This window comes from Pseudomonas sp. GW821-FHT02C04, assembly GCF_059421845.1.
The window spans coordinates 38,631-59,915 of record NZ_JBWKVT010000011.1 but is presented as its reverse complement, the minus strand read 5'-3'; the positions used below and the strand labels follow the sequence as shown (position 1 = coordinate 59,915).

Genomic DNA, 21,285 nt, shown 5'->3' with positions numbered 1-21,285 from the left:
TTTTTTTATGCCTCGGGAAAACCGCGGGCAATCAGCCGCGGGCCTTCTCGATCAGCTCGATGTATTCCGGTGCGTTGCGTTGATCGCGGATCTGGTCGACAAAGGTCTTGCCGTGCTCGTCTTTACCGTCCACGTCATAACCGGCTGCAACGAAGAAGGTCAGGAAACGCTCGAAATCGTCGATGCGCAGACCACGGTAGGCCTTGACCAGTTTGTGCAGCGACGGCGAGGTGGCGTCGACCGGCTCAAAATCGAGGAACAGTTTGATCTGCTCATCGCCGATCTCGTCACCAATCACTTGCTTCTTATCTTTACGCATTGCCGACTCCAGCTCGCAGACATTTCACGGGGCGGGCAGTTTACCCCCGCCCGGGCACAGGGCTCAACGCGCACGCGTGCTGCCGGTGTGCAGATCGGCCCAGATGTGGCCGTTGGCGTAGGTCAGGAATTGCACGTACACCGTTTCGTTGCGCAACAGATCGATCACCACCCGGTACTGGACCAGCGGATAGAACAGGGTCAGGGTCTTGCTCTTGTCGTCGTACACCGGTTTTTTCAGGCTTTTGCTTTCGCCGTCAAAACTGACCAGTACCTGGTTGATCGTCGCGCCCTTGTTCAGGGACTTGCCCTTGAGGCGGATCATCAACGGCGAGGTGACCGGGATCGGCTGCTGATTAGACTGACGCTGGGCGCCAACCACCACGGAATAATCGGTGACCTGCAACAGTTGCTGCTGCTCGGGTTCGGCATCGCGCAGGGTCAGGTCGTCGGGCGGCAGGAATTGGCTGTGCATCGGGGCGGCGGCCAGGGGCAGGCTGAGGGTCAGCAACAGGGCGGCGCAGCTGCGGATCAAGAGGCTCATGACAGGCTCCGGAGGGCGGGGCCGAGCACTTTAGCAGTCTTTAAAAGCAAAAGATCGCAGCCTTGGGCTGCGATCTTTCAAGGGGCTCTTACATGCCTTTGACGGCGAAGATCCCGTTGGCGTTGCGCCAGTAGCCTTTGTAGTCCATGCCGTAACCGAAGATGTAACGGTCGATGCATGGCAGACCGACGAAGTCTGCTTTCAGGTCAGGACGGGCCTTGCGGTCGTGGTCCTTGTCGATCAACACGGCGGTGTGCACTTTGCGCGCGCCAGCGTGTTTGCAGAAGTCGATGATCGCGCCCAGGGTGTGACCTTCGTCGAGGATGTCGTCGATGATCAGCACGTCGCGGTCGATGAACGAGACTTCCGGCTTGGCTTTCCAGAACAGGTCGCCGCCGCTGGTTTCGTTGCGATAGCGGGTGGCGTGCAGGTAGGACGCTTCCAGCGGGAACTGCAGATGGGTCAGCAGCTTGCCGGAGAAGATCAGCCCGCCGTTCATCACACAGAACACCACCGGGTTGCTCTCGGCCAGTTGTTCGTTGATTTGTGCACCGACGCGGGCAATGGCAGCCTCGACTTCAGCTTCGGTGTACAGGCAGTCAGCCTCTCGCATGACTTGACGGATATGCTCGAGATCAGCGGACATGGCGCTCTCCAAGGGGGGTCTGTTTCGGAAAAGCGGGCAAAGGTACGCATCCCGCACGGCCGAATCAAGCATTTGTGGACTAACGTACTGTATGTCCTATAGGACATCACCCTCGGATAGATTAATCTAGGCCGGTTTTTTTGCCCGCCGCCGGAGCCTTTCCCCATGTCCATCCAAGAGATCCGCCATCCGCTGATCCGTCACAAACTTGGCCTTATGCGCCGTGCAGACATCAGCACCAAGAATTTCCGTGAGCTCGCTCAGGAAGTCGGTGCCCTGTTGACCTATGAAGCTACCAAAGATCTGCCGCTGGAAACCTACGATATCGAAGGTTGGTGCGGCACTGTGTCGGTCGAGAAAATCGCCGGCAAGAAGATTACCGTCGTGCCGATCCTGCGTGCCGGCATCGGCATGCTCGAAGGCGTGCTGAGCCTGATCCCGGGTGCCAAGGTCAGCGCTGTCGGCGTTGCCCGTAACGAAGAAACCCTGCAGGCCCACACCTATCTGGAAAAACTGGTTCCGGAAATCGACGAACGCCTGGCCATGATCATCGACCCGATGCTCGCCACCGGCAGTTCCATGGTTGCGACCATCGACCTGCTGAAGAAGGCCGGATGCAAGGATATCCGTGCGATGGTGCTGGTTGCCGCGCCGGAAGGCATTGCCGCTGTCGAGAAAGCACACCCGGACGTGATCATCTACACCGCGTCCATCGATCAGAAACTCAACGAGCACGGTTACATCATTCCTGGGCTTGGCGATGCCGGTGACAAGATCTTCGGCACCAAGCAGAAGGACGCGTAACCATGCAGCAAGAGTTCAACGATCCGCTCTGGCGCACGGTGCTGTCCGGCGCGCAGATGCTGTTCGTGGCTTTCGGCGCTCTGGTGCTGATGCCGCTGATCACGGGCCTTGACCCGAACGTGGCACTGTTTACCGCAGGTCTTGGGACGATTCTGTTCCAGATCGTCACCGGGCGTCAGGTGCCGGTGTTCCTGGCATCGAGCTTTGCCTTCATCACCCCGATCATTCTCGCCAAGGGCCAGTTCGGCCTCGCCGCGACCATGGGCGGCGTGATGGCGGCCGGTTTCGTCTACACCTTCCTTGGCCTGGCCGTGAAGATCAAAGGCACCGGGTTCATCGACCGTCTGCTGCCGCCGGTGGTGATCGGTCCGGTGATCATCTCCATTGGCCTGGCCATGGCGCCGATTGCCGCGAACATGGCGATGGGCAAGGCCGGTGACGGTTCGGAGCTGATCCATTACCAGACCGCGATGATGATCTCGATGCCGGCGCTGCTGACCACGTTGATCGTGGCGGTGTTCGGCAAAGGCATTTTCCGTCTGGTGCCGATCATCTCCGGCGTGCTGGTGGGTTTCGCCATGTCCTTCTATTTCGGTGTCGTCGACACCGCGAAGATTGCGGCAGCCCCGTGGTTTGCGATCCCTCACTTCACCGCGCCGGAGTTCAACTGGCAGGCGATTTTGTTCATCGTCCCGGTGGCGCTGGCCCCGGCCATCGAACACATCGGCGGCGTGATTGCAGTCGGCAGCGTGACCGGTCGCGACTATCTGAAGAAGCCAGGCCTGCATCGCACCCTGCTCGGTGACGGTATCGCTACCACGGCCGCCGGCCTGTTCGGCGGTCCGCCCAATACCACCTACGCCGAAGTGACTGGCGCAGTGATGCTGACCAAGAACTACAACCCGAAAATCATGACCTGGGCGGCGATCTTCGCTATCAGCCTGGCGTTCATCGGCAAGTTCGGCGCCCTGCTGCAAAGCATTCCGGTGCCGGTGATGGGCGGGATTCTGTGCCTGTTGTTCGGTTCGATCGCGGCGGTGGGGATGAACACCCTGATCCGTCACAAGATCGACCTGGGCGAGGCGCGCAATCTGGTGATCGTTTCCGTCACGCTGGTGTTCGGGATTGGCGGTGTGCTGGTCGGCACCGGCACCGGTCCGGATGACTTCGGCCTCAAAGGCATCGCGCTGTGCGCGGTGGTGGCGATTGCGCTGAACCTGATCCTGCCGGGCAACGACAGCTGGAAACACAAGAAGGCTGATGAGCCGCTGCTCTAAGCCTTAGCTTCAAGATCGTTGATCGTTCCCACGCTCCGCGTGGGAACGCAGCCCGTGACGCTCTGCGTCACTGGACGCGGAGCGTCCCTAGAGGCATTCCCACGCAGAGCGTGGGAACGATCATCAAAGAGCCAGTGGCGCCCGCTCACACAGCGTCGCCAATGCCTTGGCCCATTGCGGGTCGTCATTCAGGCACGGCACCAGCACCAACTCCTCCCCTCCCGCCTCGCGGAACTGTTCCTTGCCGCGATCGCCAATCTCTTCCAGGGTCTCGATGCAATCGGCAACGAACGCCGGGCACATCACCAGAATCTTCTTCACGCCGCTCTTGGCCAACTCATCCAGCCGCGCTTCGGTGTAGGGCTCAATCCATTTCGCCCGGCCCAGCCGCGACTGAAACGACACCGACCATTTGCCTTCAGGTATGCCCATGCGTTTGGCAAACTCGGCTGCCGTGCGCAGGCACTGACCGCGATAGCAGGTGGCAACCACCTCCGGTGGTGCCCCGGCGCAGCAATCGCCGCCGCCCTCGAAACTGTGCCCCGGATTGAGTTTTTTCAGGTGCCGTTCCGGCAAACCATGGAAGCTCAGCAACAGGTGATCGTAGTCCTGCTGCAAGTGCGGTCGGGCACTCTCCACCAGCGCATCAAGGTATTCCGGCTGATCGTAGAACGGCTGCAACACCGACAGTTGCACATCGAGTTTCTTCTCGCGCACAACCCGCTTGGCTTCTTCGATCACGGTGGTCGTGGTGCTGTCGGCGAACTGTGGATAAAGCGGCGCGAGGGTGATGCGCTTGTACCCCGCCGCGACCAGCTTCAACAGGCTTGTCTCAATGGACGGTTCGCCGTAACGCATGGCCAGTTCCACCGGGCCGTGGGTCCACTGCGCCTTCATCTGCTGTTGCAGGCGACGGCTGAGCACCACCAGCGGCGAGCCTTCATCCCACCAGATCGAGGCGTAGGCATGGGCCGACTGCTCGGGGCGCTTGATCAGGATCAGCGACACCAACAGACGCCGCACCGGCCACGGCAGGTCGATCACGTACGGATCCATCAGAAATTGATTGAGGTAGCTGCGCACGTCGGCCACCGAAGTGGAGGCCGGCGAACCCAGGTTGACCAGAAGCAAGGCGTGATCGGTCATGCAACGTCCTATTTCAGAGGCGGCTGGACAGATCGTCCAGGGCCGCGCGTAAATCCGTGAACCGGAAACTGAATCCGGCTTCCAGCAAGCGTGCCGGCGTGGCCCGTTGGCCACCCAGCAACAGCAATGACATCTCGCCGAGCCCGACCTTCAAGGCAAGGGCCGGCATCGGCATGAACGCCGGGCGATGCAGCACGCTGCCCAGCGTCTTGGCGAATTCGCGATTGCGCACAGGTTTCGGTGCGCACGCATTATAAGGACCGCTGGCCTGATTGCGGTGCAGAAGAAAATCAATCAGGGCGATTTGATCGTCAATATGAATCCACGACATCCACTGCCGACCATTGCCCAAAGGCCCGCCCAGTCCGAGTTTGAACGGCAGCAACAGGCGCGACAAAAAACCGCCCTCGGCCGACAGCACCAGCCCGGTTCGCACCAGCACCACGCGAATGTCCATCGCTTCGGCGCGTTGCGCGGTTTCCTCCCAGGCAATGCACAACTGACTGGCGAAGTCGTCGATTACCGGTGGCGAATCCTCGGTCAACTCGCGCTCGCCGCCGTCACCGTACCAACCCACCGCCGAGCCCGAGATCAGCAGAGACGGTTTCTGCCCGCGATTTTCCAGCCACGCCAGCAACGATTCGGTGAGCGTGATGCGACTGCTCCACAACACGGTTTTACGTCGATGGGTCCACGGACGGTCGGCAATCGGTGCGCCGGCGAGGTTGACGATCACGTCGACCGGCTCGTCGCCAAAGTCCTCCAGACGCGCAATGCCACGCACTGGCGCTCCACAGATTTTTGCGACTTTTTCCGCGCGACGACTCAGCACGGTCAAGCGATGTCCCTGCCCCAACCAGTGCCGGCAGAGCTGACGTCCGATCAATCCAGTACCGCCGGTCAGCAATATGTGCATGACATCTTCCTCGCGTGGCGTTTTACCCCGATCCCTAGTCTATTTTTATAAGCAGGGATCTTTTCTATCGGGCAGGCTCTATTGTTTAACAATAGGCCAAGCTGTCAGAACGAAAACGCTGGAAGTTATACCAAAAAACAAAATTGTACAGGTTTCATCCACGGCGTAGTCTGTACAGAAAGGTAAACGAGGCCCCTATGACTGTACCTATCGCAATCATTGGCACCGGCATCGCCGGACTCTCCGCCGCCCAGGCCCTGACAGAGGCCGGGCACAGCGTTCAGTTGTTCGATAAAAGCCGGGGCAGCGGCGGGCGTATGTCGAGCAAGCGCAGTGACGCCGGCTCGCTGGACATGGGCGCGCAGTATTTCACCGCCCGCGACCGGCGTTTTGTCACCGAAGTCCAGCGCTGGCAAAGTCAGGGCTGGGTCGCCGAGTGGACACCGCAGCTCTACACCTATCATGGCGGACAACTGAACCTGTCGCCGGACGAGCAGACCCGTTGGGTCGGCACGCCGCGCATGAGCGCCATCACCCGTGGCTTGCTCGACGGCCTGGAAGTGCATTTCGCCTGCCGGATCACCGAGGTCTACCGCGGCGAAGAACACTGGCACCTGCAAGATGCCGAAGGCTTCACCCACGGGCCGTTCAGCCATGTGGTAATCGCCACCCCGGCCCCGCAAGCCACCGCGTTGCTGGCCGCTGCACCGAAACTCGCCGGGGCCGCTGCCGGGGTGAAGATGGACCCGACCTGGGCCGTCGCCCTCGCCTTCGACACCCCGCTGGATACCCCGATCGAAGGCTGCTTCGTACAGGACAGCGCCCTCGACTGGCTGGCCCGCAACCGCAGCAAACCGGGGCGCGACAACACGCTCGACACCTGGGTCCTGCACGCCACCAGCGCCTGGAGCCGGCAGCACATCGACCTGCCCAAGGAGGCCGTGATCGAGCAGTTGCACGGCGCCTTCGCCGAGTTGCTGCACAGCGCCATGCCCGCGCCCACCTTCAGCCTCGCCCACCGCTGGCTCTATGCCCGTCCATCCACCAGCCATGAATGGGGTACGCTGGCGGATGCCGATCTGGGGCTGTATGCGTGCGGTGACTGGTGCTTGTCGGGCCGGGTCGAAGGCGCGTGGCTCAGTGGTCAGGAAGCTGCACGCCGCCTGCATGAACACCTGCAGTGAACCGCCTCAATCCGCGCAAATTGCTGCTGTCGAAATGGACAGCAGTCCTCCCGCAAAACCGTGAAAAGCATTTTCTGGTGACCGAACTGTTCCGCGACGAGGATGGCACTGTGCTGGAAGTCGAGTTGCAGGCCGTGTTGACCCGACGCAGCCAACAATTGGACTGGCACGCATTGCAGGATGATGCGCACTGGAAAGTGGGTTGGCAGTAGGCTTTGTCGAAAATCTTGTACAAACAATTTGACTTGTACACCTTTGAATCTATGCTGAAGGCATGTTGTACAGATAAAACATTCTGTACAAATCTGGATTCGAGGTGCCTTCATGTCCGAACCGTCCCCACCGAAAATCGCCATCAGCGCCTGTCTGATGGGCGCCGAAGTGCGCTACAACGGCGGACACAAGGAATCGCGGCTATGTACCCGCACCCTCACTGAGTATTTCCAGTTCGTCCCGGTCTGCCCGGAAGTCGCGATTGGCCTGGGCATTCCCCGCGAGCCGATTCGCCTGGTGGGTGACCCGGATCATCCCCAGGCTCTCGGCACTGTTCATCGCGAGACCGACGTCACCGACGCGCTGTCCGCTTATGGCCAGAAAATGGCCACCGAACTCGATGACATCTGCGGCTACATCTTCATGCAGCAATCGCCGTCCTGCGGGCTGGAGCGGGTCAAGGTCTATCACCACAACGGCGCGCCGATCGGTAGCGGGCGCGGGATCTACGCCCAGGCCTTCTGCGCCTTGCACCCGGACTTGCCTGTGGAAGAAGCCGGGCGCCTGAACGATCCGGTCCTGCGGGAAAATTTCATCACCCGAGTGTTCGCCTACAGCGACTGGCAGCAGGTGCTCGAACACGGCCTGAGCCGCCGCGCCCTGACCGAATTCCACTCGCGCTACAAATACCTGCTGATGGCCCACAACCCGGTGCAATACAAAGCGCTGGGCAATCTGCTGGGCAACATGGGCCGGATCGATCCCGTGGCGCTCGGCCCGCGCTATTTCAGCCAATTGATGGCGGCACTGAGCACCTGCGCCACACGTCGTACCCACAGCAACGTGTTGCAGCACATCAGCGGTTACCTGAAACGGGCCATCAGCGCCGAAGACAAACAGGAAATGCAGCACGTCATCGGCCAGTACCGCCACGGCATCGTGCCGCTGGTGGTGCCGCTGACGCTGCTCAAGCATCACTTTCGCCAACACCCCGATCCGTACATCGCGCAACAGGTTTACCTGCAACCGCATCCGGAAAACCTCAGCCTGCGAAACGCCATTTGATGAACGACTCACCCGACACCAGCGCCCGCGAAGACCTCGGCGCCGACTTCAAGAAAGCCCTCGACGACGGCTGGCTGCCGATCCGCGAGGTCGCGCGCCAGACCGGCGTCAACGCCATCACCCTGCGCGCCTGGGAGCGTCGTTACGGATTGATCGTGCCGCAACGCACGCCCAAGGGACATCGCCTGTATTCGGCCGAACACGTGCAGCGTATCCAGACCATCCTCACCTGGCTCAACCGGGGTGTTGCGGTCAGTCAGGTCAAACCGCTGCTCGACACTCCGCAAGCCTTCAACGAGCCGCTGGAAAACGAATGGCAGCCGTTGCATCAGGCCGCACTGCTGGCGGTCACCCAATTGAACGAGCGCAGCCTCGACGACAGTGTCAACCAGGCGATGGCGTTGTACCCGCCGCGAACCCTGTGCGAGCAATTGCTGATGCCGTTGCTGGCGGAACTCGAACAGCGCTGGCAGGGACAGTTCGGTGCGCAGATGGAACGGGTGTTCTTTCATGCCTGGTTGCGTAGCAAATTCGGCGCGCGCATCTACCATAACAACCGTCAGTTGCGCGGTGCGCCGCTGCTGCTGGTCAATCAGTCGGATTTACTGCTGGAGCCGCACCTGTGGCTCTGCGCCTGGCTGATCAGCAGCGCCGATTGTCCGGTGCAGGTGTTCGACTGGCCACTGCCGGCCGGGGAGCTGGCGCTGGCAATCGAACATCTGCAGGCCCGTGGCGTACTGCTGTATTCCAGCAAAGCCATGAATCTTGCGCAGTTGCCGAAGCTGTTGAATGGCATCAGTTGCCCAAAAATGATTGCCGGACCAACGGTGTGCATCCACCACGCCGAGTTGTCCGTAAGAACTTCCGAGATCGCTGATTTGTACCTGGCCGAGGATCCTCTCGCGGCGCATCAGGTGCTGATCGAGCGTGGGTTGATTTAATGAAGACTGTCGAGAACACCATGCAATTGATCTGGCTGCGCAGCGACCTGCGCCAACATGACAACACCGCCCTGACGGCCGCCGCCGAGCGTGGCCGGACTGTGGCGGTGTACCTGTTGAGCCCCGAACAATGGCAGGAACATGACGACGCCCCGTGCAAGGTCGATTTCTGGTTGCGCAGCCTGCGGGAGCTGAGCAAAAGCCTCGGTAAACTGAACATCCCGCTGCTGATCCGCAGCGCCCCGCGCTGGGATCAGGCGCCAGCGGTGCTGCTAGAGCTGTGTCGGCAACTCAAGATCGAGGCCGTTCACGTCAACGAAGAATATGGCATTCACGAAAGCCGCCGCGATGCAGCGGTTGCGCGAGCCTTGCAAGCCGAAGGCATCGCGTTTCACAGCTACCTCGATCAGTTGCTGTTCAAACCGGGCAGCGTATTGACCAAGACCGGCACCTACTTTCAGGTGTTCAGCCAGTTCCGCAAAGTCTGTTACGAGCGTCTGCATCGCTCGATGCCACCGCTGATTAAGGCGCCATCCGCACAGGCTCCGCTGAACATCGCCAGCGATCCAATACCCGAATCCATCGAAGGTTTCCCGACTCCCGGCCAAGCCCTGCGCGATCTGTGGCCCGCCGGTGAAACCGAAGCCCAGCGACGCCTCGATACCTTCGCCGACGTGCAGCTCGACTATTACAAGAGCGAACGCGACTTTCCGGCCAAGCCCGGCACCAGCCAGCTCTCGGCCTATCTCGCGGCGGGCGTGATCTCGCCGCGCCAGTGCCTGCATGCCGCGCTGCAAACCAATCAGGGCGAATTCGAAAGCGGCAAGGTCGGCGCCGTCACCTGGATCAACGAGCTGCTGTGGCGCGAGTTCTACAAACACATTCTGGTCGGTTACCCACGGGTGTCCCGCCATCGCGCGTTTCGCCCGGAAACCGAAGCCCTGGCCTGGCGCGATGCACCGCAGGAACTGGCGGCCTGGCAGGAGGCACGCACCGGCCTGCCGATCATCGATGCGGCCATGCGCCAATTGCTCGAAACCGGCTGGATGCACAACCGTCTGCGGATGGTGGTGGCGATGTTCCTGACCAAAAACCTTTTGATCGACTGGCGCGAAGGCGAGCGCTTTTTCATGCGCCACCTGATCGACGGTGATCTGGCGGCGAACAACGGCGGCTGGCAGTGGAGTGCGTCGACCGGCACCGATGCGGCGCCGTACTTCCGGATATTCAACCCGGTCAGTCAGTCGGAAAAATTCGACAGCGAAGGCCTGTTCATCAAGCACTGGTTGCCCGAACTGGCCGGACTGAACAAGAAGGACGTGCACAACCCCGCGAGCGCTGGCGGGCTGTTCGGCGTGGCGGACTACCCGTCGCCGATCGTCAACTTGAGCACCTCGCGGGAGCGGGCGCTGACCGCGTTCAAGAATCTGCCATCACGCCAGGCAGCCGGAGGCGGGTATGAGTGAATTCCTGCGCCGTTTCGCCCGCCAGTTTGCGCAGTTGAACAAGGACAACCTGCACAACCTGGACGCGCTCTACAGCGAGGACATTCATTTCACCGATCCGCTGCACGAGGTGCAGGGACTGACGCAATTGCGCAGCTACTTCAGCGAGCTCTTCGCCAACGTCACCGAGCTGCGGTTCGACTTCCACGGTTTCGACCAGATCGGCGACTGCGAAGGTTACCTGCGCTGGGTCATGAGCTACCGCCACCCGCGCCTGGCGAGTGGACGATTGATTCGCGTCACGGGCTGCTCTCACCTGCTCTGGCGCGACAAGGTTTATCGCCACCGGGATTACTTCGATGCCGGGGCGCTGCTTTATGAACATCTACCCGTATTGGGCCGAGTGATTGCCTGGCTGAAAAGGAGAATGGGATGAGTCGTACAACTCCAAGGCGTTATTGGCTGACCGGTGCCAGCAGTGGCATCGGCGCGGCACTGGCTGAAGAGATACTGAAAACCGGCGCGCACCTGGCGGTCAGTTCCCGTCAGGTCGCACCGCTCAAAGTGTTGTCGCAACGCTATCCCGGACAAGTGCTGGTGGTGCCGGGGGATTTGACCAACAGCCAGACTGTGCGGGAAATCGGCGAGCAGATCGCGATGGACTGGGGATCGCTGGACAGCGTGATTCTCAACGCAGGCACCTGCGAGTACGTCGATGCCCAGCAGTTCGACGCCTCGATCATCGAGCACGTAGTGCGCACCAACCTGCTGGCCAGCAGTTACTGCATCGAAGCCGCCCTGCCCTTGCTGCGCAAGGGAACCGCGCCGCATCTGGTGGGCATGGCCAGCTCCGTCACCTACGTACCTTTGCCTCGAGCCGAAGCCTACGGCGCGTCGAAGGCCGGACTGCGTTACCTGTTCGAATCGCTACGTATCGACCTGGCGGACGAAGGTATTGAAGTCACTATCATCAGCCCGGGTTTTGTTGATACACCGTTGACGGCGAAAAACGATTTCCCGATGCCGTTGAGTTGGCCTGTGGATAAGGCCGCTCGACACATTTTCGCCAAGCTCAAGGAGCGGCCGCTGGAAATCGCTTTTCCAGCGCTATTCATGGCGGTTCTGTGGCCGTTGTCGAAGTTGCCCGCCCGGGTGCAATTGGCCATCGGCAAACGCATGGTGCGCAGCAACCCGCCGCTCAGGGATGCGACGTGAACATCGCCATTGTCGGCAGCGGGATCGCAGGCCTGACCTGCGCCTACCTGCTCAATCGCCGACATGACATCACGGTGTTCGAGGCCGGCGACTGGGTCGGCGGCCATACGCACACAGTAAAAGTGACGGTGGATGGGTGTGCTTACGCAGTGGACACCGGGTTCATCGTGTTCAACGACTGGACGTATCCGAACTTTATTCGTCTGCTCGACCAGTTGGGTGTGAGCAGCAAAGCCACCGAGATGAGCTTTTCGGTGACCGACCCCGACACCGGCCTGGAATACAACGGCAACAACCTCGACAGCTTGTTCGCCCAGCGCAGCAACCTGCTGTCGCCGGGGTTCTGGGGCATGCTGCGCGACATCCTGCGCTTCAATAAGGAAGCCCGGCGCGACCTCGCCGAACAGCGGATAACCACTGACACCACGCTGGACGATTACCTCAAGGCCGGCGGCTACGGCGAGCGCTTCATCCTGTATTACATCGTGCCGATGGGCGCGGCGATCTGGTCGATGCCCATGGCCGAGATGCTGAATTTTCCGTTGCAGTTCTTCGTGCGGTTCTTCGAGAACCACGGTTTGTTGTCGGTCAGCAATCGTCCGCAATGGCGAGTGATCGAGGGCGGCTCGAGTGCTTACATCGAGCCGCTGACCGAGTCATTCAAAGAGCGGATCCGCGTGAATTGTCCGGTAAGCCGGATCGAACGCAACGAACACGGCGTGGTTATCCACAGCCCCGTCGGCATCGAACACTTCGACAAAGTCGTACTGGCCTGTCACAGCGATCAGGCATTACGACTGCTGGCCAATCCCGGCAGTGCCGAGCGTGAAATCCTCGGTGCCCTGCCCTACGCCGACAACGAAGTGGTGCTGCACACCGACACCCGCCTGCTGCCGACTCGCAAACGGGCCTGGGCCAGCTGGAACTATCGACTCGGCGGGGCCGGCCATACCCAGGCGGCCGTGACTTACGACATGAATATCCTGCAAGGCATCCAGAGCGACACCACGTTCTGCGTCAGCCTCAACCAGAGCGCCGGCATCAGCCCCTCCAAAGTGCTTGCCCGTTTCACCTATGCCCACCCGCAATTCAGCCTCGCAGCGGTGGCGGCACAACAGCGCTGGGCCGAACTCGACGGAGCACAACACACCCATTATTGCGGCGCCTATTGGGCCAACGGTTTTCATGAAGACGGCGTAGTCAGCGCTTTACGCGTGGCCGCCGCGTTCGGAGAAAGCCTGTGAACAGCGCGCTCTACAGCGGCTGGATCGCTCATCGGCGATTCGCCCCGCGCCGGCATGAGTTCCGCTACCGGATCGGGCTGATCTACCTCGACCTGACCGAGCAGGACGCCGTGCTGAACCTGTCGCCGTTGGCGGGCGCGAGCCGGTTTGCCGCGTTTTCCTTTCGCGAGACCGACTATCTCAAGACCTTCACCGGTCGTGGCGTGCGGCTGATCGATGCCGTGCGCCTGCTGGTCGGTGAGGCCCTCGGTCATGAGCCGCAGGGCTCGATCTGCCTGTTGACCCAGCCTCGCAGCTGGGGCCTGGCATTCAACCCGGTGAGTTTCTTTTACTGCCACGAGGCCGACGGGCAACTGGCGGCGATTCTCTGCGAAGTCAGCAACACGCCGTGGCGCGAGCGCTATCACTATGTGCTGCCGGCGCGGTCGCCGACCAACGTGCGCGACTTCCACCAGCACTTCGCCGTGGCCAAGGCGTTTCACGTATCGCCCTTCCTGCCGCCGGATCTGGAATACCGCATGAGCTTCAGCCCCGCCGCGCAAACCCTGGGCGTGCACATGGCCGACTGGCAAGGCGAGCAAAAACTGTTCGACGCCACGCTCAACCTCAAACGCGAACCTCTTGATCGACGCAACCTGCACCGGCATCTGTGGCGTTTTCCATGGATGACCGCCAAGACCGCCCTCGCGATCTATTGGCAGGCCCTGCGATTGCTGCTCAAGCGCACCCCGCTGTTTTCCCATCGGACGGCTGACGACAGCTTTCGAACCGCCACTGCGACTCCCGAGGAGCACCGCCATGAAATCCTCTAGCGTTTCGGCCAGAGCCGCCATCCCGTTCAGTACGCACGGCATCACCGGTTCGCTGCTGCGCCGCGGTGTACTGCGCCAACTCGCACAGCTCAAACACGGGCAACTGGTGGTGATCGAGGACGGCGAACGCCAGGTCTTCGGCACGCCGGGCAGTGCATTGCTGGGCGAGATTCATGTCCTTGATGCAGCGGTGTGGGGCATGGTCGCGGGTAACGGTTCGATCGGTGCCGGTGAAGCCTTCATTCATGGTTACTGGAGTTCGCCGGACCTGACAGCGGTAGTGCGGGTCTTCGTCAGTAACCTTGAGGTGCTGGATGGCATGGAGGGCGGACTGGCGAAAATCGGCCGGCCGCTGGTGCGCGGTCTGCACTGGCTTAACCGCAACACACGCAAGGGCTCGCAGAAAAACATCGCCGCGCACTACGACCTCGGCAACGATCTGTTCGAGCAGTTTCTCGACCCGACCATGATGTACTCCGCGGCGCAGTTCCTGCACCCCGACGACAGCCTGGAACAGGCGCAGCTGAACAAACTGGAGCGGATCTGCCAGAAACTCGCACTCGAACCCGGCGATCACCTGCTGGAAATCGGCACCGGCTGGGGCAGCATGGCGCTGTATGCCGCGCAGCACTATGGCTGCAAAGTCACCACGACCACGCTGTCCAAAGAGCAATACGCGTTCACGGCCCGGCGCATCGAAAGCCTCGGCTTACAGGATCGAGTGACGCTACTGCTCAAGGACTACCGCGACCTCACCGGCCAGTACGACAAACTGGTATCTATCGAGATGATAGAGGCGGTCGGGCATCGCTTCCTGCCGACCTACTTCAAGCAGTGCGCGCACCTGCTCAAGAGCAACGGCCTGATGCTGCTGCAAGCGATCACCATTCGGGACCAGCGCTACGAGCAGGCGAAACGCGGCGTGGATTTCATCCAGCGTTACATCTTCCCCGGCGGCGCCCTGCCCTGTGTGCAGAAGATGCTCGAAATCGTCAGCCGCGACACCGACATGAATCTGCTGCACATGGAGGATTTCGGCCTGCACTACGCCCGGACCCTGCGCCTGTGGCATGAGAACTTTCGCCATGCCCACGGCCGTCTGAGCGAATTGGGCTACGACGATTATTTCCTGCGGCTGTGGGAATTTTATCTGTGCTACTGCGAGGGCGGCTTCCTCGAACGCACCATCGGCACCGCGCAATTGCTGTTGGCCAAACCGGCGGCCATGCCGGCACCGCTGCTCGGACGCTTCGATGCTTGAGCGGATCGCTAACGCCGTTCTGTTCCAGGTCGGCTGGCTGGCCTGCGTGCTCGGCGGCAACAGCCTGTGGTTGCTGGTGGCACTGGCGGTGCTGGTGATTCATCTGCGCTGGATCAGCAGTTGGGCGGCGGAGGGCCGACTGATTCTCAGCGTGGTGATTCTGGGCACCGCCGTGGACAGTGGCCTGCGCGGCCTCGGGGTCTTCGAGTTCAAGGACCTGTCGCCGCTGATTCCGCTGTGGCTGATGTTGTTGTGGGCGTTGCTCGCCACGACGTTGCGCCATTGCCTGCAATGGAGCGCCCGGCCCTGGTGGCTGGCGGCTCTGCTCGGGGCCGTCGGTGGCGCGCTGTCGTATTGCGCGGGTGGACGACTGGCCGGGGTGCAATTTCCCTACGGCGAATTACCGACTTTGATCGGCATCGGTCTGTTGTGGGCGCTGCTGTTTCCGTTGCTGCACCAACTGTCCGGGCGTCTGGAAGACTAATCGTCTGTCAGAGCTTTCACACGCATACCGGGCACTGCCGTACACTGGCGCCCATGAAAACCATTCCCCTCCAGCCAATCGACGAGCCCGCAGTCACGTGTTCGACCTGCGCGGCCTGCTGCTGTCAGCTCGAAGTCATGCTGATCACCGACACCGGCGTGCCCGAGCGCTATATCGACACGGATGATTGGGGTGGTGAAGTGATGTTGCGTCTGGACGACGGCTGGTGCGCGGCGCTGGATCGCGACACGATGATGTGCACGATCTACGAAAAACGCCCGCTGATCTGCCGCGAATTCGAAATGGGCTCGCCGGAGTGCATCGAGGAACGCCTGGGGATTGCCACGGCGTATCTCTGAATACAAAAAGGAGCGCCGGGCGCTCCTTTTTCATGGGTGTTACAACGGCATCGTGTAATGCAACGAGTAGCTTTCTACCCCCTCGTTGTTACTCGACATGCCGGCGTTGGAATAGTGAGTCGCGCGAATCCCCACCTCATGCCCGCCATGGAAGCGCAGACCGAAACCGATGCGGTCTTCGAACTGGAAGGCCTGGCCGATCTTGTTGCCTTCGTACTCGGTGTTGGAAAACACCGCAGCGCCGATGCCGGCCTCGACGTAGGGCTTGATCGACTCGCCGGAAAACTCGTAAACAAACACCGGCGAGAACGACAGGCTGTTGTTGCTGGAGCCCTTGTCACCTTCCCAGTAGGTGTAGGCGCCGCTCCAGTAACCGGTCAGGCGACCGACATCGCTTTGCAGCCAGCTCTTGTCCCAGTCGAAATTCATCCCCAGGCGATACGTCATCGTTGAATCGCTGGTGGCCCCAACCCCGAATTCCACACCCGCGGCTTGCGCGGTAAAACTTTGCCCCATCAGTGCGGCCGCAATCGCGGCCAAGCAGAATAGTCGCTTCACTTGAAACATCCTTTTCCGAACGGTCGTATGGTTTTTAGTTTGCTTGACGCTATAGAAATCGGCGTTTGAACAGAAGTTCAGCTGATTTTTCAGTTATGACGCAACTTTTTTACAAACCGAAGCTTTGCACATCGCCGGGCAATTGTCCCAGCAATGGCAGGATGTTTTTCAGGGATTGCGGATCGGCACTGGTCCAGAATTTCGCGGGGCGGTTCGGGCCCTCGGCGAGCAATTCGCGCTCGGCCAGCAGACGCTGAAGTTGCCGGGCCACGGCGGCGCCGGTGTCGATCAGGCTGATGTCGTCGGGGAGCATCGTCTTGAGCATCGGCTTGAGAAACGGATAGTGGGTGCAGCCGAGAATGATCGTGTCGCAACCCGCGCCCAGCAGGGGTTCAACATAGCGGTGAAGTAACTGGCGCAGCGCATCGCTGTGCAGGTCGCCGTTTTCGATACGCTCCACCAGTCCCGGGCAGGGTTGGGTAATGACCCGAATATCGGTGGCAAAACGATCGAGCAAGGCCGCGAATTTCGCGCTCTGCAAGGTGCCGGTGGTGGCGAGTACGCCGACTACTCCGCTGCGAGTGGCGGCAGCGGCCGGTTTGACCGCCGGCTCCATGCCGACAATCGGCCAGTCGGGAAAATCACGCCGCAAATCAGCAACGCCGGCCACGGTCGCGGTGTTGCAAGCGATCACCAGCGCCTTGGCACCCTGCTCGCGGAAAAAACCGGCCATCACGCTGCAACGCTGGCGAATGAACTCCGGGGTTTTCTCGCCATACGGAATATGGCCGCAATCGCCGAGGTACAGCAGCGATTCATGGGGCAGCAGCTGCTGGATTTCCGCCAGCACCGACAGGCCGCCGACGCCGGAGTCGAATACAGCAATCGGCGCCTCACGCATGGTGCGAACCACAGACGCTGCACCCCGGGTCACGCTTGACCCGCAGCTCACGGAATCGAGAACCCAGCGCATCGATCAACAACAGACGGCCCACCAGTGGTTCACCGAATCCTGCCAGCAACTTCAACGCTTCCAGCGCTTGCAGGCTGCCGACCAGACCGACCAGCGGACCGACCACGCCGGCTTCACTGCAGGTCAGTTCCGCTTCACTGCCGTGACCGTACAGGCAGTGGTAGCACGGACTTTCGGCACGACGCGGGTCGAACACCGAGAGCTGCCCTTCGAGGCGGATCGCCGCGCCGCTGACCAGCGGCTTGCGCGCAGCCACACACGCAGCATTGACCGCTTCGCGGGTGGAGAAATTGTCCGAACAGTCGAGCACCAGATCCACCGCTGCCACGGCGGCGGCGAGAGAGTCCTCGTCCAGTGCCTGACGGTGTGGCACCAGTTTGATTTCAGGGTTGATCGCGCTCAGGCGCTTGAGCGCCGAGTCGACCTTGGTCATGCCGACGCTGTCGGTGTCGTGGATGATCTGGCGTTGCAGGTTGGTCAGGTCGACCGTGTCGAAATCCGCCAGATGCAATTCACCGACACCCGCCGCCGCCAGGTACAAGGCCACCGGTGCGCCGAGACCGCCGAGGCCGACGATCAGGACACGGCTGTCCTTAAGCTTCAACTGGCCATCGATGTCGATGTGTTGCAGCAGGATCTGCCGACTGTAGCGCAACAATTCCTGATCATTCAGCACGGCAGGCGCCCCAGGCTGATCCGTTGATGGCCGCCCAGATCGGTGCGGCTGTGGACTTCTTCGAAACCTTGCGTCAGCAGCAGATCGCGCACGGCTTCGGCTTGATCATAGCCGTGTTCGAGCATCAGCCAGCCACCGGCCTCCAGATGCGCCGGTGCCTGGGCGATGATCAAACGAATATCGTCGAGCCCGTCGATGCCGGCCACCAATGCGCTTTCCGGCTCGAAACGCACATCGCCTTCCACCAGATGCGGATCGGCGGCGCGGATATACGGCGGGTTGCTGATGATCAGTTCAAACCGCTTGCCTTCGAGGGCGCTGAACCAGTGACTGCTCAGCACCGTGGCGTTGTTCAGGTGCAGGCGCTGACGGTTGCGTTCGGCCAGGGCCACGGCTTCCAGCACGCGATCCACGGCAGTGACGTTCCACGCCGGACGCTCGCTGGCCAGAGCCAGGGCAATTGCGCCGCTGCCAGTGCCGAGGTCGAGCACTTTGGCCGGGGTTGCCGGCAGCAATTCCAGTGCAGCCTCCACCAGCAGTTCAGTGTCCGGACGCGGGATCAGCGTGTGCGGCGCGACTTCCAGGTCGAGCTTCCAGAAACCCTGCTGGCCGAGAATGTAGGCCACCGGCTCACCGCTGCGACGACGCTGCAGGTATTCGGCGAAGACCAACACGGCTTCGCTCGGCACGATGCGCTCGGGCCAGGTGTGAAGAAAACTGCGCGACTTGCCCAGCGCTGCCGCAAGGAGCAGTTCGGCGTCCAGGCGCGCGGTAGGCGAGTCCGGCAGTTCGGTGGCGCGCAACAGGCTGGCGATGATGGTCATTTATTCACCTATCGCTGCAAGTTGGTCGGCCTGGTATTCGGCCAGCAGAGGCTCGATCACCGCTTCGACGCCACCGGCGAGGATTTCGTCGAGGGAATACAGGGTCAGGTTGACGCGGTGGTCGGTGACCCGGCCCTGAGCAAAGTTGTAGGTGCGGATACGCTCGGAGCGGTCACCGGAACCCACCAGCAATTTACGTTCGCTGGCGATGGCGTTGGCCGCCGCTGCGGTCTGCTGGTCGTTGAGCTTGGCCGACAGCCAGGCCATCGCCCGTGCACGGTTCTTGTGCTGGGAACGTTCTTCCTGGCACTCGACCACGATGCCGGTCGGCAAGTGGGTGATACGGATCGCCGAGTCGGTCTTGTTGACGTGCTGACCACCGGCCCCGGAGGAACGGTACGTGTCGACGCGCAAGTCCGCCGGGTTGATCTCGATCGCTTCCTGCTCGTCCGGCTCCGGCAACACAGCCACGGTGCAGGCCGAGGTGTGGATCCGGCCCTGGGATTCGGTGGCCGGCACACGCTGCACTCGGTGGGCACCGGACTCGAACTTCAACTTGCCGTAGACGTTGTCGCCTTCGACCCGAGCGATGACTTCTTTATAGCCGCCGTGCTCACCCTCGTTCTCCGAGAGGATTTCCACGCGCCAGCCACGCCGTTCGGCGTAACGCGAATACATGCGGAACAGGTCGCCGGAGAAGATTGCCGCCTCGTCACCACCGGTGCCGGCGCGGATTTCGAGGAACACGTTGCGCCCGTCGTTGGGATCCTTGGGCAGCAGCATGCGCTGCAAGGTGGCTTCCAGTTCGATGAGTTGCTCTTTGGTTTCGCGGACTTCTTCCACGGCCATTTCACGCATGTCCGGGTCGCCGTCCTTGAGCAGCGCCTGGGCGCCTTCCAGGTCGGCCTGAGCCTTGAGCAGCTGTTTATAGGCTTCGACGACCGGCTCGACTTCGGCGTATTCCTTGGAATAGGCGCGGAATTTGGTCTGGTCGGAAATGACTTCGGCGTCGCCGAGCAGCGCCGTCAGTTCCTCGAAACGGTCCTGGAGGATATCCAGCTTATTGAGCAGTGACGCTTTCATTGCGGTTTTTTATCCGAAAAGCTATCCGGTGAGCCCTCGAGGGCAAAGAGTTCCTGGGCCATGGCCAGCGCATCGAGGCGGCCTTCGGCAGAAAGCTTTTTCAACTGTACGCTCGGGGCGTGCAGGAGTTTATTGGTCAGGCCACGGGCCAACTGGCCCAACACGTCTTCGGCGTTGCCGCCATTGGCCAGCAGGCGCAGGGCCTTTTGCAGCTCTTCGTCGCGCAGGCGTTCGCTCTGTTGACGATAGGCCTTGAGCACATCGACCGCCGCCAGCTCGCGCAGGCGCACCATGAAATCGTCGGCACCGACCGAAACCATCTCTTCGGCGGCCTGGGCTGCGCCCTGACGGCTCTTGAGGTTTTCGGCGACCACTTCGTGCAGATCGTCGACGCTATAGAGGTAAACGTCGTCGAGTTCGCCGACTTCCGGTTCGATATCCCGGGGAACGGCGATGTCGACCATGAAGATCGGCTTGTGCTTGCGCAGTTTCAGGGCGCTTTCTACCGCGCCCTTGCCGAGAATCGGCAACTGACTGGCCGTGGAGCTGATGACGATGTCGCTGCGCACCAGTTCGGCCGGGATGTCCGAGAGCAGCACCGCGTGGGCGCCGAACTGTTCGGCCAGCAGGCTGGCGCGCTCCAGTGTGCGGTTGGCCACCACGATACGCTTGACCCCCAGCTCATGCAGATGGCGGGCGACCAGGGTAATGGTCTCGCCGGCGCCGATCAGCAGGGCCTGACTGCGTTGCAGGTCGCTGAAAATCTGTTTGGCCAGGCTGACGGCGGCAAACGCCACGGACACCGGGTTTTCACCGATGGCGGTGTCGGTGCGCACTTGTTTGGCAGCGTTGAACGTTGCCTGAAACAACCGGCCCAACAACGGCCCGATCGTGCCGGCCTCGCGGGCCACGGCGTAGGCCGATTTCATCTGGCCGAGGATCTGCGGTTCGCCCAGCACCAGCGAGTCGAGCCCGGAGGCGACGCGCATCATGTGACGAACTGCCGCATCATCTTCATGCACATAAGCACTCGCGCGCAGCTCATCGAGGCTTAAATGGTGATAGTCGGCCAGCCAGCGCAGCACGATATCGGCCGAAAGCTGATCCTGTTCTATATACAGTTCACTGCGATTGCAGGTGGAAAGGATCGCAGCTTCGCGGCTGTCGGTGAGTCGGCAGAGCTGCTGCAAGGCCTCCACCAGCTGCTCAGGGGTAAAGGCCACGCGCTCGCGGACGTCTACTGAAGCAGTCTTGTGGTTGATACCGAGTGCAAGGAAGGCCATTCAAGGTCGCTGAT

25 protein-coding genes are annotated in these 21,285 nt (G+C 61.3%); 14 read left to right on the top strand and 11 right to left on the bottom strand.

The genetic code is table 11. The annotated features are described in order from the left end of the window. Positions 1 to 31 precede the first annotated feature (31 nt). The 3 genes from AC07VV_RS28435 to AC07VV_RS28425 form a co-directional block, all read right to left on the bottom strand. Complete coding sequence (locus tag AC07VV_RS28435) at positions 32 to 319, bottom strand: PA4642 family protein (RefSeq protein WP_007951679.1); 288 nt, start codon at positions 317 to 319, stop codon at positions 32 to 34. A gap of 63 nt (positions 320 to 382) precedes the next feature. Then, the gene (locus AC07VV_RS28430) at positions 383 to 862 is read right to left on the bottom strand and encodes a hypothetical protein (protein ID WP_495038148.1); all 480 of its coding nucleotides are present in this window, start codon (positions 860 to 862) and stop codon (positions 383 to 385) included. 88 nt (positions 863 to 950) lie between these two features. Beyond that, complete coding sequence (locus tag AC07VV_RS28425; RefSeq protein ID WP_495038147.1) at positions 951 to 1,508, bottom strand: hypoxanthine-guanine phosphoribosyltransferase; 558 nt, start codon at positions 1,506 to 1,508, stop codon at positions 951 to 953. Positions 1,509 to 1,673: 165 nt separating this feature from the next. Here AC07VV_RS28425 and upp point away from each other — a divergent pair, with 165 nt between their 5' ends. Next, positions 1,674 to 2,312 (top strand): uracil phosphoribosyltransferase, encoded by a 639-nt coding sequence (gene upp / locus AC07VV_RS28420; protein WP_007951682.1) that lies wholly within the window; start codon positions 1,674 to 1,676, stop codon positions 2,310 to 2,312. A gap of 2 nt (positions 2,313 to 2,314) precedes the next feature. Further along, positions 2,315 to 3,589, top strand: coding sequence for a uracil-xanthine permease family protein (locus AC07VV_RS28415; protein WP_096822768.1), 1,275 nt, complete (start codon positions 2,315 to 2,317; stop codon positions 3,587 to 3,589). Positions 3,590 to 3,712: 123 nt separating this feature from the next. On the opposite strand, the gene hemH is transcribed toward AC07VV_RS28415, so the two are convergent. Both hemH and AC07VV_RS28405 read right to left on the bottom strand, forming a co-directional pair. Continuing rightward, positions 3,713 to 4,735, bottom strand: a complete 1,023-nt coding sequence (gene hemH, locus AC07VV_RS28410; RefSeq protein ID WP_495038146.1) for a ferrochelatase — start codon at positions 4,733 to 4,735, stop codon at positions 3,713 to 3,715. Between the two features lie 13 nt (positions 4,736 to 4,748). After that, positions 4,749 to 5,651, bottom strand: coding sequence for a TIGR01777 family oxidoreductase (locus AC07VV_RS28405; RefSeq protein WP_495038145.1), 903 nt, complete (start codon positions 5,649 to 5,651; stop codon positions 4,749 to 4,751). 197 nt (positions 5,652 to 5,848) lie between these two features. Here AC07VV_RS28405 and AC07VV_RS28400 point away from each other — a divergent pair, with 197 nt between their 5' ends. The 12 genes from AC07VV_RS28400 (at position 5,849) to AC07VV_RS28345 (ending at position 15,874) form a co-directional block, all read left to right on the top strand. After that, complete coding sequence (locus AC07VV_RS28400) at positions 5,849 to 6,835, top strand: NAD(P)/FAD-dependent oxidoreductase (protein WP_096822763.1); 987 nt, start codon at positions 5,849 to 5,851, stop codon at positions 6,833 to 6,835. Beyond that, complete coding sequence (locus AC07VV_RS28395) at positions 6,832 to 7,047, top strand: TIGR02450 family Trp-rich protein (RefSeq protein ID WP_495038144.1); 216 nt, start codon at positions 6,832 to 6,834, stop codon at positions 7,045 to 7,047. Before AC07VV_RS28400 ends, AC07VV_RS28395 begins: the two co-directional genes overlap by 4 nt. A gap of 112 nt (positions 7,048 to 7,159) precedes the next feature. Continuing rightward, positions 7,160 to 8,113: a YbgA family protein gene (locus AC07VV_RS28390; protein ID WP_495038143.1), complete on the top strand. Its 954-nt coding sequence runs from the start codon at positions 7,160 to 7,162 to the stop codon at positions 8,111 to 8,113. Further along, complete coding sequence (locus AC07VV_RS28385; RefSeq protein WP_495038142.1) at positions 8,113 to 9,054, top strand: MerR family transcriptional regulator; 942 nt, start codon at positions 8,113 to 8,115, stop codon at positions 9,052 to 9,054. Before AC07VV_RS28390 ends, AC07VV_RS28385 begins: the two co-directional genes overlap by 1 nt. Positions 9,055 to 9,074: 20 nt before the next feature. Then, on the top strand, positions 9,075 to 10,520 hold the full coding sequence (gene phrB, locus AC07VV_RS28380; protein WP_495038141.1) for a deoxyribodipyrimidine photo-lyase: 1,446 nt from the start codon (positions 9,075 to 9,077) through the stop codon (positions 10,518 to 10,520). Continuing rightward, the gene (locus AC07VV_RS28375; RefSeq protein WP_495038140.1) at positions 10,513 to 10,935 is read left to right on the top strand and encodes a nuclear transport factor 2 family protein; all 423 of its coding nucleotides are present in this window, start codon (positions 10,513 to 10,515) and stop codon (positions 10,933 to 10,935) included. Before phrB ends, AC07VV_RS28375 begins: the two co-directional genes overlap by 8 nt. Beyond that, positions 10,932 to 11,714: an SDR family NAD(P)-dependent oxidoreductase gene (locus tag AC07VV_RS28370; RefSeq protein WP_495038139.1), complete on the top strand. Its 783-nt coding sequence runs from the start codon at positions 10,932 to 10,934 to the stop codon at positions 11,712 to 11,714. The genes AC07VV_RS28375 and AC07VV_RS28370 overlap by 4 nt, the downstream gene beginning before the upstream one ends. Then, entirely contained in the window at positions 11,711 to 12,958 is a 1,248-nt protein-coding gene (locus tag AC07VV_RS28365; RefSeq protein WP_495038138.1) for an NAD(P)/FAD-dependent oxidoreductase, read from the top strand. Before AC07VV_RS28370 ends, AC07VV_RS28365 begins: the two co-directional genes overlap by 4 nt. Then, positions 12,955 to 13,770, top strand: a complete 816-nt coding sequence (locus AC07VV_RS28360; protein ID WP_495038137.1) for a DUF1365 domain-containing protein — start codon at positions 12,955 to 12,957, stop codon at positions 13,768 to 13,770. Before AC07VV_RS28365 ends, AC07VV_RS28360 begins: the two co-directional genes overlap by 4 nt. Continuing rightward, positions 13,757 to 15,031 carry a class I SAM-dependent methyltransferase gene (locus tag AC07VV_RS28355; RefSeq protein WP_495038136.1) on the top strand — a complete coding sequence of 425 codons (1,275 nt, stop codon included), beginning with the start codon at positions 13,757 to 13,759 and terminating at the stop codon, positions 15,029 to 15,031. Before AC07VV_RS28360 ends, AC07VV_RS28355 begins: the two co-directional genes overlap by 14 nt. Beyond that, the gene (locus tag AC07VV_RS28350; RefSeq protein ID WP_102621221.1) at positions 15,024 to 15,515 is read left to right on the top strand and encodes a DUF2878 domain-containing protein; all 492 of its coding nucleotides are present in this window, start codon (positions 15,024 to 15,026) and stop codon (positions 15,513 to 15,515) included. Before AC07VV_RS28355 ends, AC07VV_RS28350 begins: the two co-directional genes overlap by 8 nt. Before the next feature lie 53 nt (positions 15,516 to 15,568). Beyond that, on the top strand, positions 15,569 to 15,874 hold the full coding sequence (locus AC07VV_RS28345; RefSeq protein WP_495038135.1) for a YkgJ family cysteine cluster protein: 306 nt from the start codon (positions 15,569 to 15,571) through the stop codon (positions 15,872 to 15,874). Between the two features lie 39 nt (positions 15,875 to 15,913). Here the strand turns inward: AC07VV_RS28345 and AC07VV_RS28340 are convergent, their stop codons facing one another. From AC07VV_RS28340 to hemA, 6 genes are all read right to left on the bottom strand, one after another. After that, on the bottom strand, positions 15,914 to 16,432 hold the full coding sequence (locus AC07VV_RS28340) for an acyloxyacyl hydrolase (protein WP_495038134.1): 519 nt from the start codon (positions 16,430 to 16,432) through the stop codon (positions 15,914 to 15,916). Between the two features lie 109 nt (positions 16,433 to 16,541). After that, positions 16,542 to 17,333: a glutamate racemase gene (murI, locus tag AC07VV_RS28335; RefSeq protein ID WP_495038133.1), complete on the bottom strand. Its 792-nt coding sequence runs from the start codon at positions 17,331 to 17,333 to the stop codon at positions 16,542 to 16,544. Continuing rightward, positions 17,326 to 18,081: a molybdopterin-synthase adenylyltransferase MoeB gene (locus tag AC07VV_RS28330; protein WP_085733619.1), complete on the bottom strand. Its 756-nt coding sequence runs from the start codon at positions 18,079 to 18,081 to the stop codon at positions 17,326 to 17,328. The genes murI and AC07VV_RS28330 overlap by 8 nt, the downstream gene beginning before the upstream one ends. After that, entirely contained in the window at positions 18,075 to 18,905 is an 831-nt protein-coding gene (gene prmC / locus AC07VV_RS28325; protein WP_495038132.1) for a peptide chain release factor N(5)-glutamine methyltransferase, read from the bottom strand. The genes AC07VV_RS28330 and prmC overlap by 7 nt, the downstream gene beginning before the upstream one ends. Continuing rightward, positions 18,906 to 19,988: a peptide chain release factor 1 gene (gene prfA, locus AC07VV_RS28320; protein ID WP_096822736.1), complete on the bottom strand. Its 1,083-nt coding sequence runs from the start codon at positions 19,986 to 19,988 to the stop codon at positions 18,906 to 18,908. Next, positions 19,985 to 21,271 carry a glutamyl-tRNA reductase gene (hemA, locus tag AC07VV_RS28315; RefSeq protein ID WP_007951716.1) on the bottom strand — a complete coding sequence of 429 codons (1,287 nt, stop codon included), beginning with the start codon at positions 21,269 to 21,271 and terminating at the stop codon, positions 19,985 to 19,987. Before hemA ends, prfA begins: the two co-directional genes overlap by 4 nt. Positions 21,272 to 21,285: the final 14 nt, after the last annotated feature.

Bases quoted from the DNA above. Each gene is read 5' to 3' on its own strand.
- AC07VV_RS28435 (WP_007951679.1), bottom strand. From the start codon at position 319: ATGCGTAAAGATAAGAAGCAAGTGATTGGTGACGAGATCGGCGATGAG.
- hemH (WP_495038146.1), bottom strand. From the start codon at position 4,735: ATGACCGATCACGCCTTGCTTCTGGTCAACCTGGGTTCGCCGGCCTCC.
- AC07VV_RS28390 (WP_495038143.1), top strand. From the start codon at position 7,160: ATGTCCGAACCGTCCCCACCGAAAATCGCCATCAGCGCCTGTCTGATG.
- AC07VV_RS28400 (WP_096822763.1), top strand. From the start codon at position 5,849: ATGACTGTACCTATCGCAATCATTGGCACCGGCATCGCCGGACTCTCC.
- AC07VV_RS28375 (WP_495038140.1), top strand. From the start codon at position 10,513: ATGAGTGAATTCCTGCGCCGTTTCGCCCGCCAGTTTGCGCAGTTGAAC.
- AC07VV_RS28430 (WP_495038148.1), bottom strand. From the start codon at position 862: ATGAGCCTCTTGATCCGCAGCTGCGCCGCCCTGTTGCTGACCCTCAGC.
- AC07VV_RS28350 (WP_102621221.1), top strand. From the start codon at position 15,024: ATGCTTGAGCGGATCGCTAACGCCGTTCTGTTCCAGGTCGGCTGGCTG.
- upp (WP_007951682.1), top strand. From the start codon at position 1,674: ATGTCCATCCAAGAGATCCGCCATCCGCTGATCCGTCACAAACTTGGC.
- hemA (WP_007951716.1), bottom strand. From the start codon at position 21,271: ATGGCCTTCCTTGCACTCGGTATCAACCACAAGACTGCTTCAGTAGAC.
- AC07VV_RS28385 (WP_495038142.1), top strand. From the start codon at position 8,113: ATGAACGACTCACCCGACACCAGCGCCCGCGAAGACCTCGGCGCCGAC.
- prfA (WP_096822736.1), bottom strand. From the start codon at position 19,988: ATGAAAGCGTCACTGCTCAATAAGCTGGATATCCTCCAGGACCGTTTC.
- prmC (WP_495038132.1), bottom strand. From the start codon at position 18,905: ATGACCATCATCGCCAGCCTGTTGCGCGCCACCGAACTGCCGGACTCG.
- murI (WP_495038133.1), bottom strand. From the start codon at position 17,333: ATGCGTGAGGCGCCGATTGCTGTATTCGACTCCGGCGTCGGCGGCCTG.
- phrB (WP_495038141.1), top strand. From the start codon at position 9,075: ATGCAATTGATCTGGCTGCGCAGCGACCTGCGCCAACATGACAACACC.
- AC07VV_RS28415 (WP_096822768.1), top strand. From the start codon at position 2,315: ATGCAGCAAGAGTTCAACGATCCGCTCTGGCGCACGGTGCTGTCCGGC.
- AC07VV_RS28425 (WP_495038147.1), bottom strand. From the start codon at position 1,508: ATGTCCGCTGATCTCGAGCATATCCGTCAAGTCATGCGAGAGGCTGAC.
- AC07VV_RS28370 (WP_495038139.1), top strand. From the start codon at position 10,932: ATGAGTCGTACAACTCCAAGGCGTTATTGGCTGACCGGTGCCAGCAGT.
- AC07VV_RS28345 (WP_495038135.1), top strand. From the start codon at position 15,569: ATGAAAACCATTCCCCTCCAGCCAATCGACGAGCCCGCAGTCACGTGT.
- AC07VV_RS28355 (WP_495038136.1), top strand. From the start codon at position 13,757: ATGAAATCCTCTAGCGTTTCGGCCAGAGCCGCCATCCCGTTCAGTACG.
- AC07VV_RS28405 (WP_495038145.1), bottom strand. From the start codon at position 5,651: ATGCACATATTGCTGACCGGCGGTACTGGATTGATCGGACGTCAGCTC.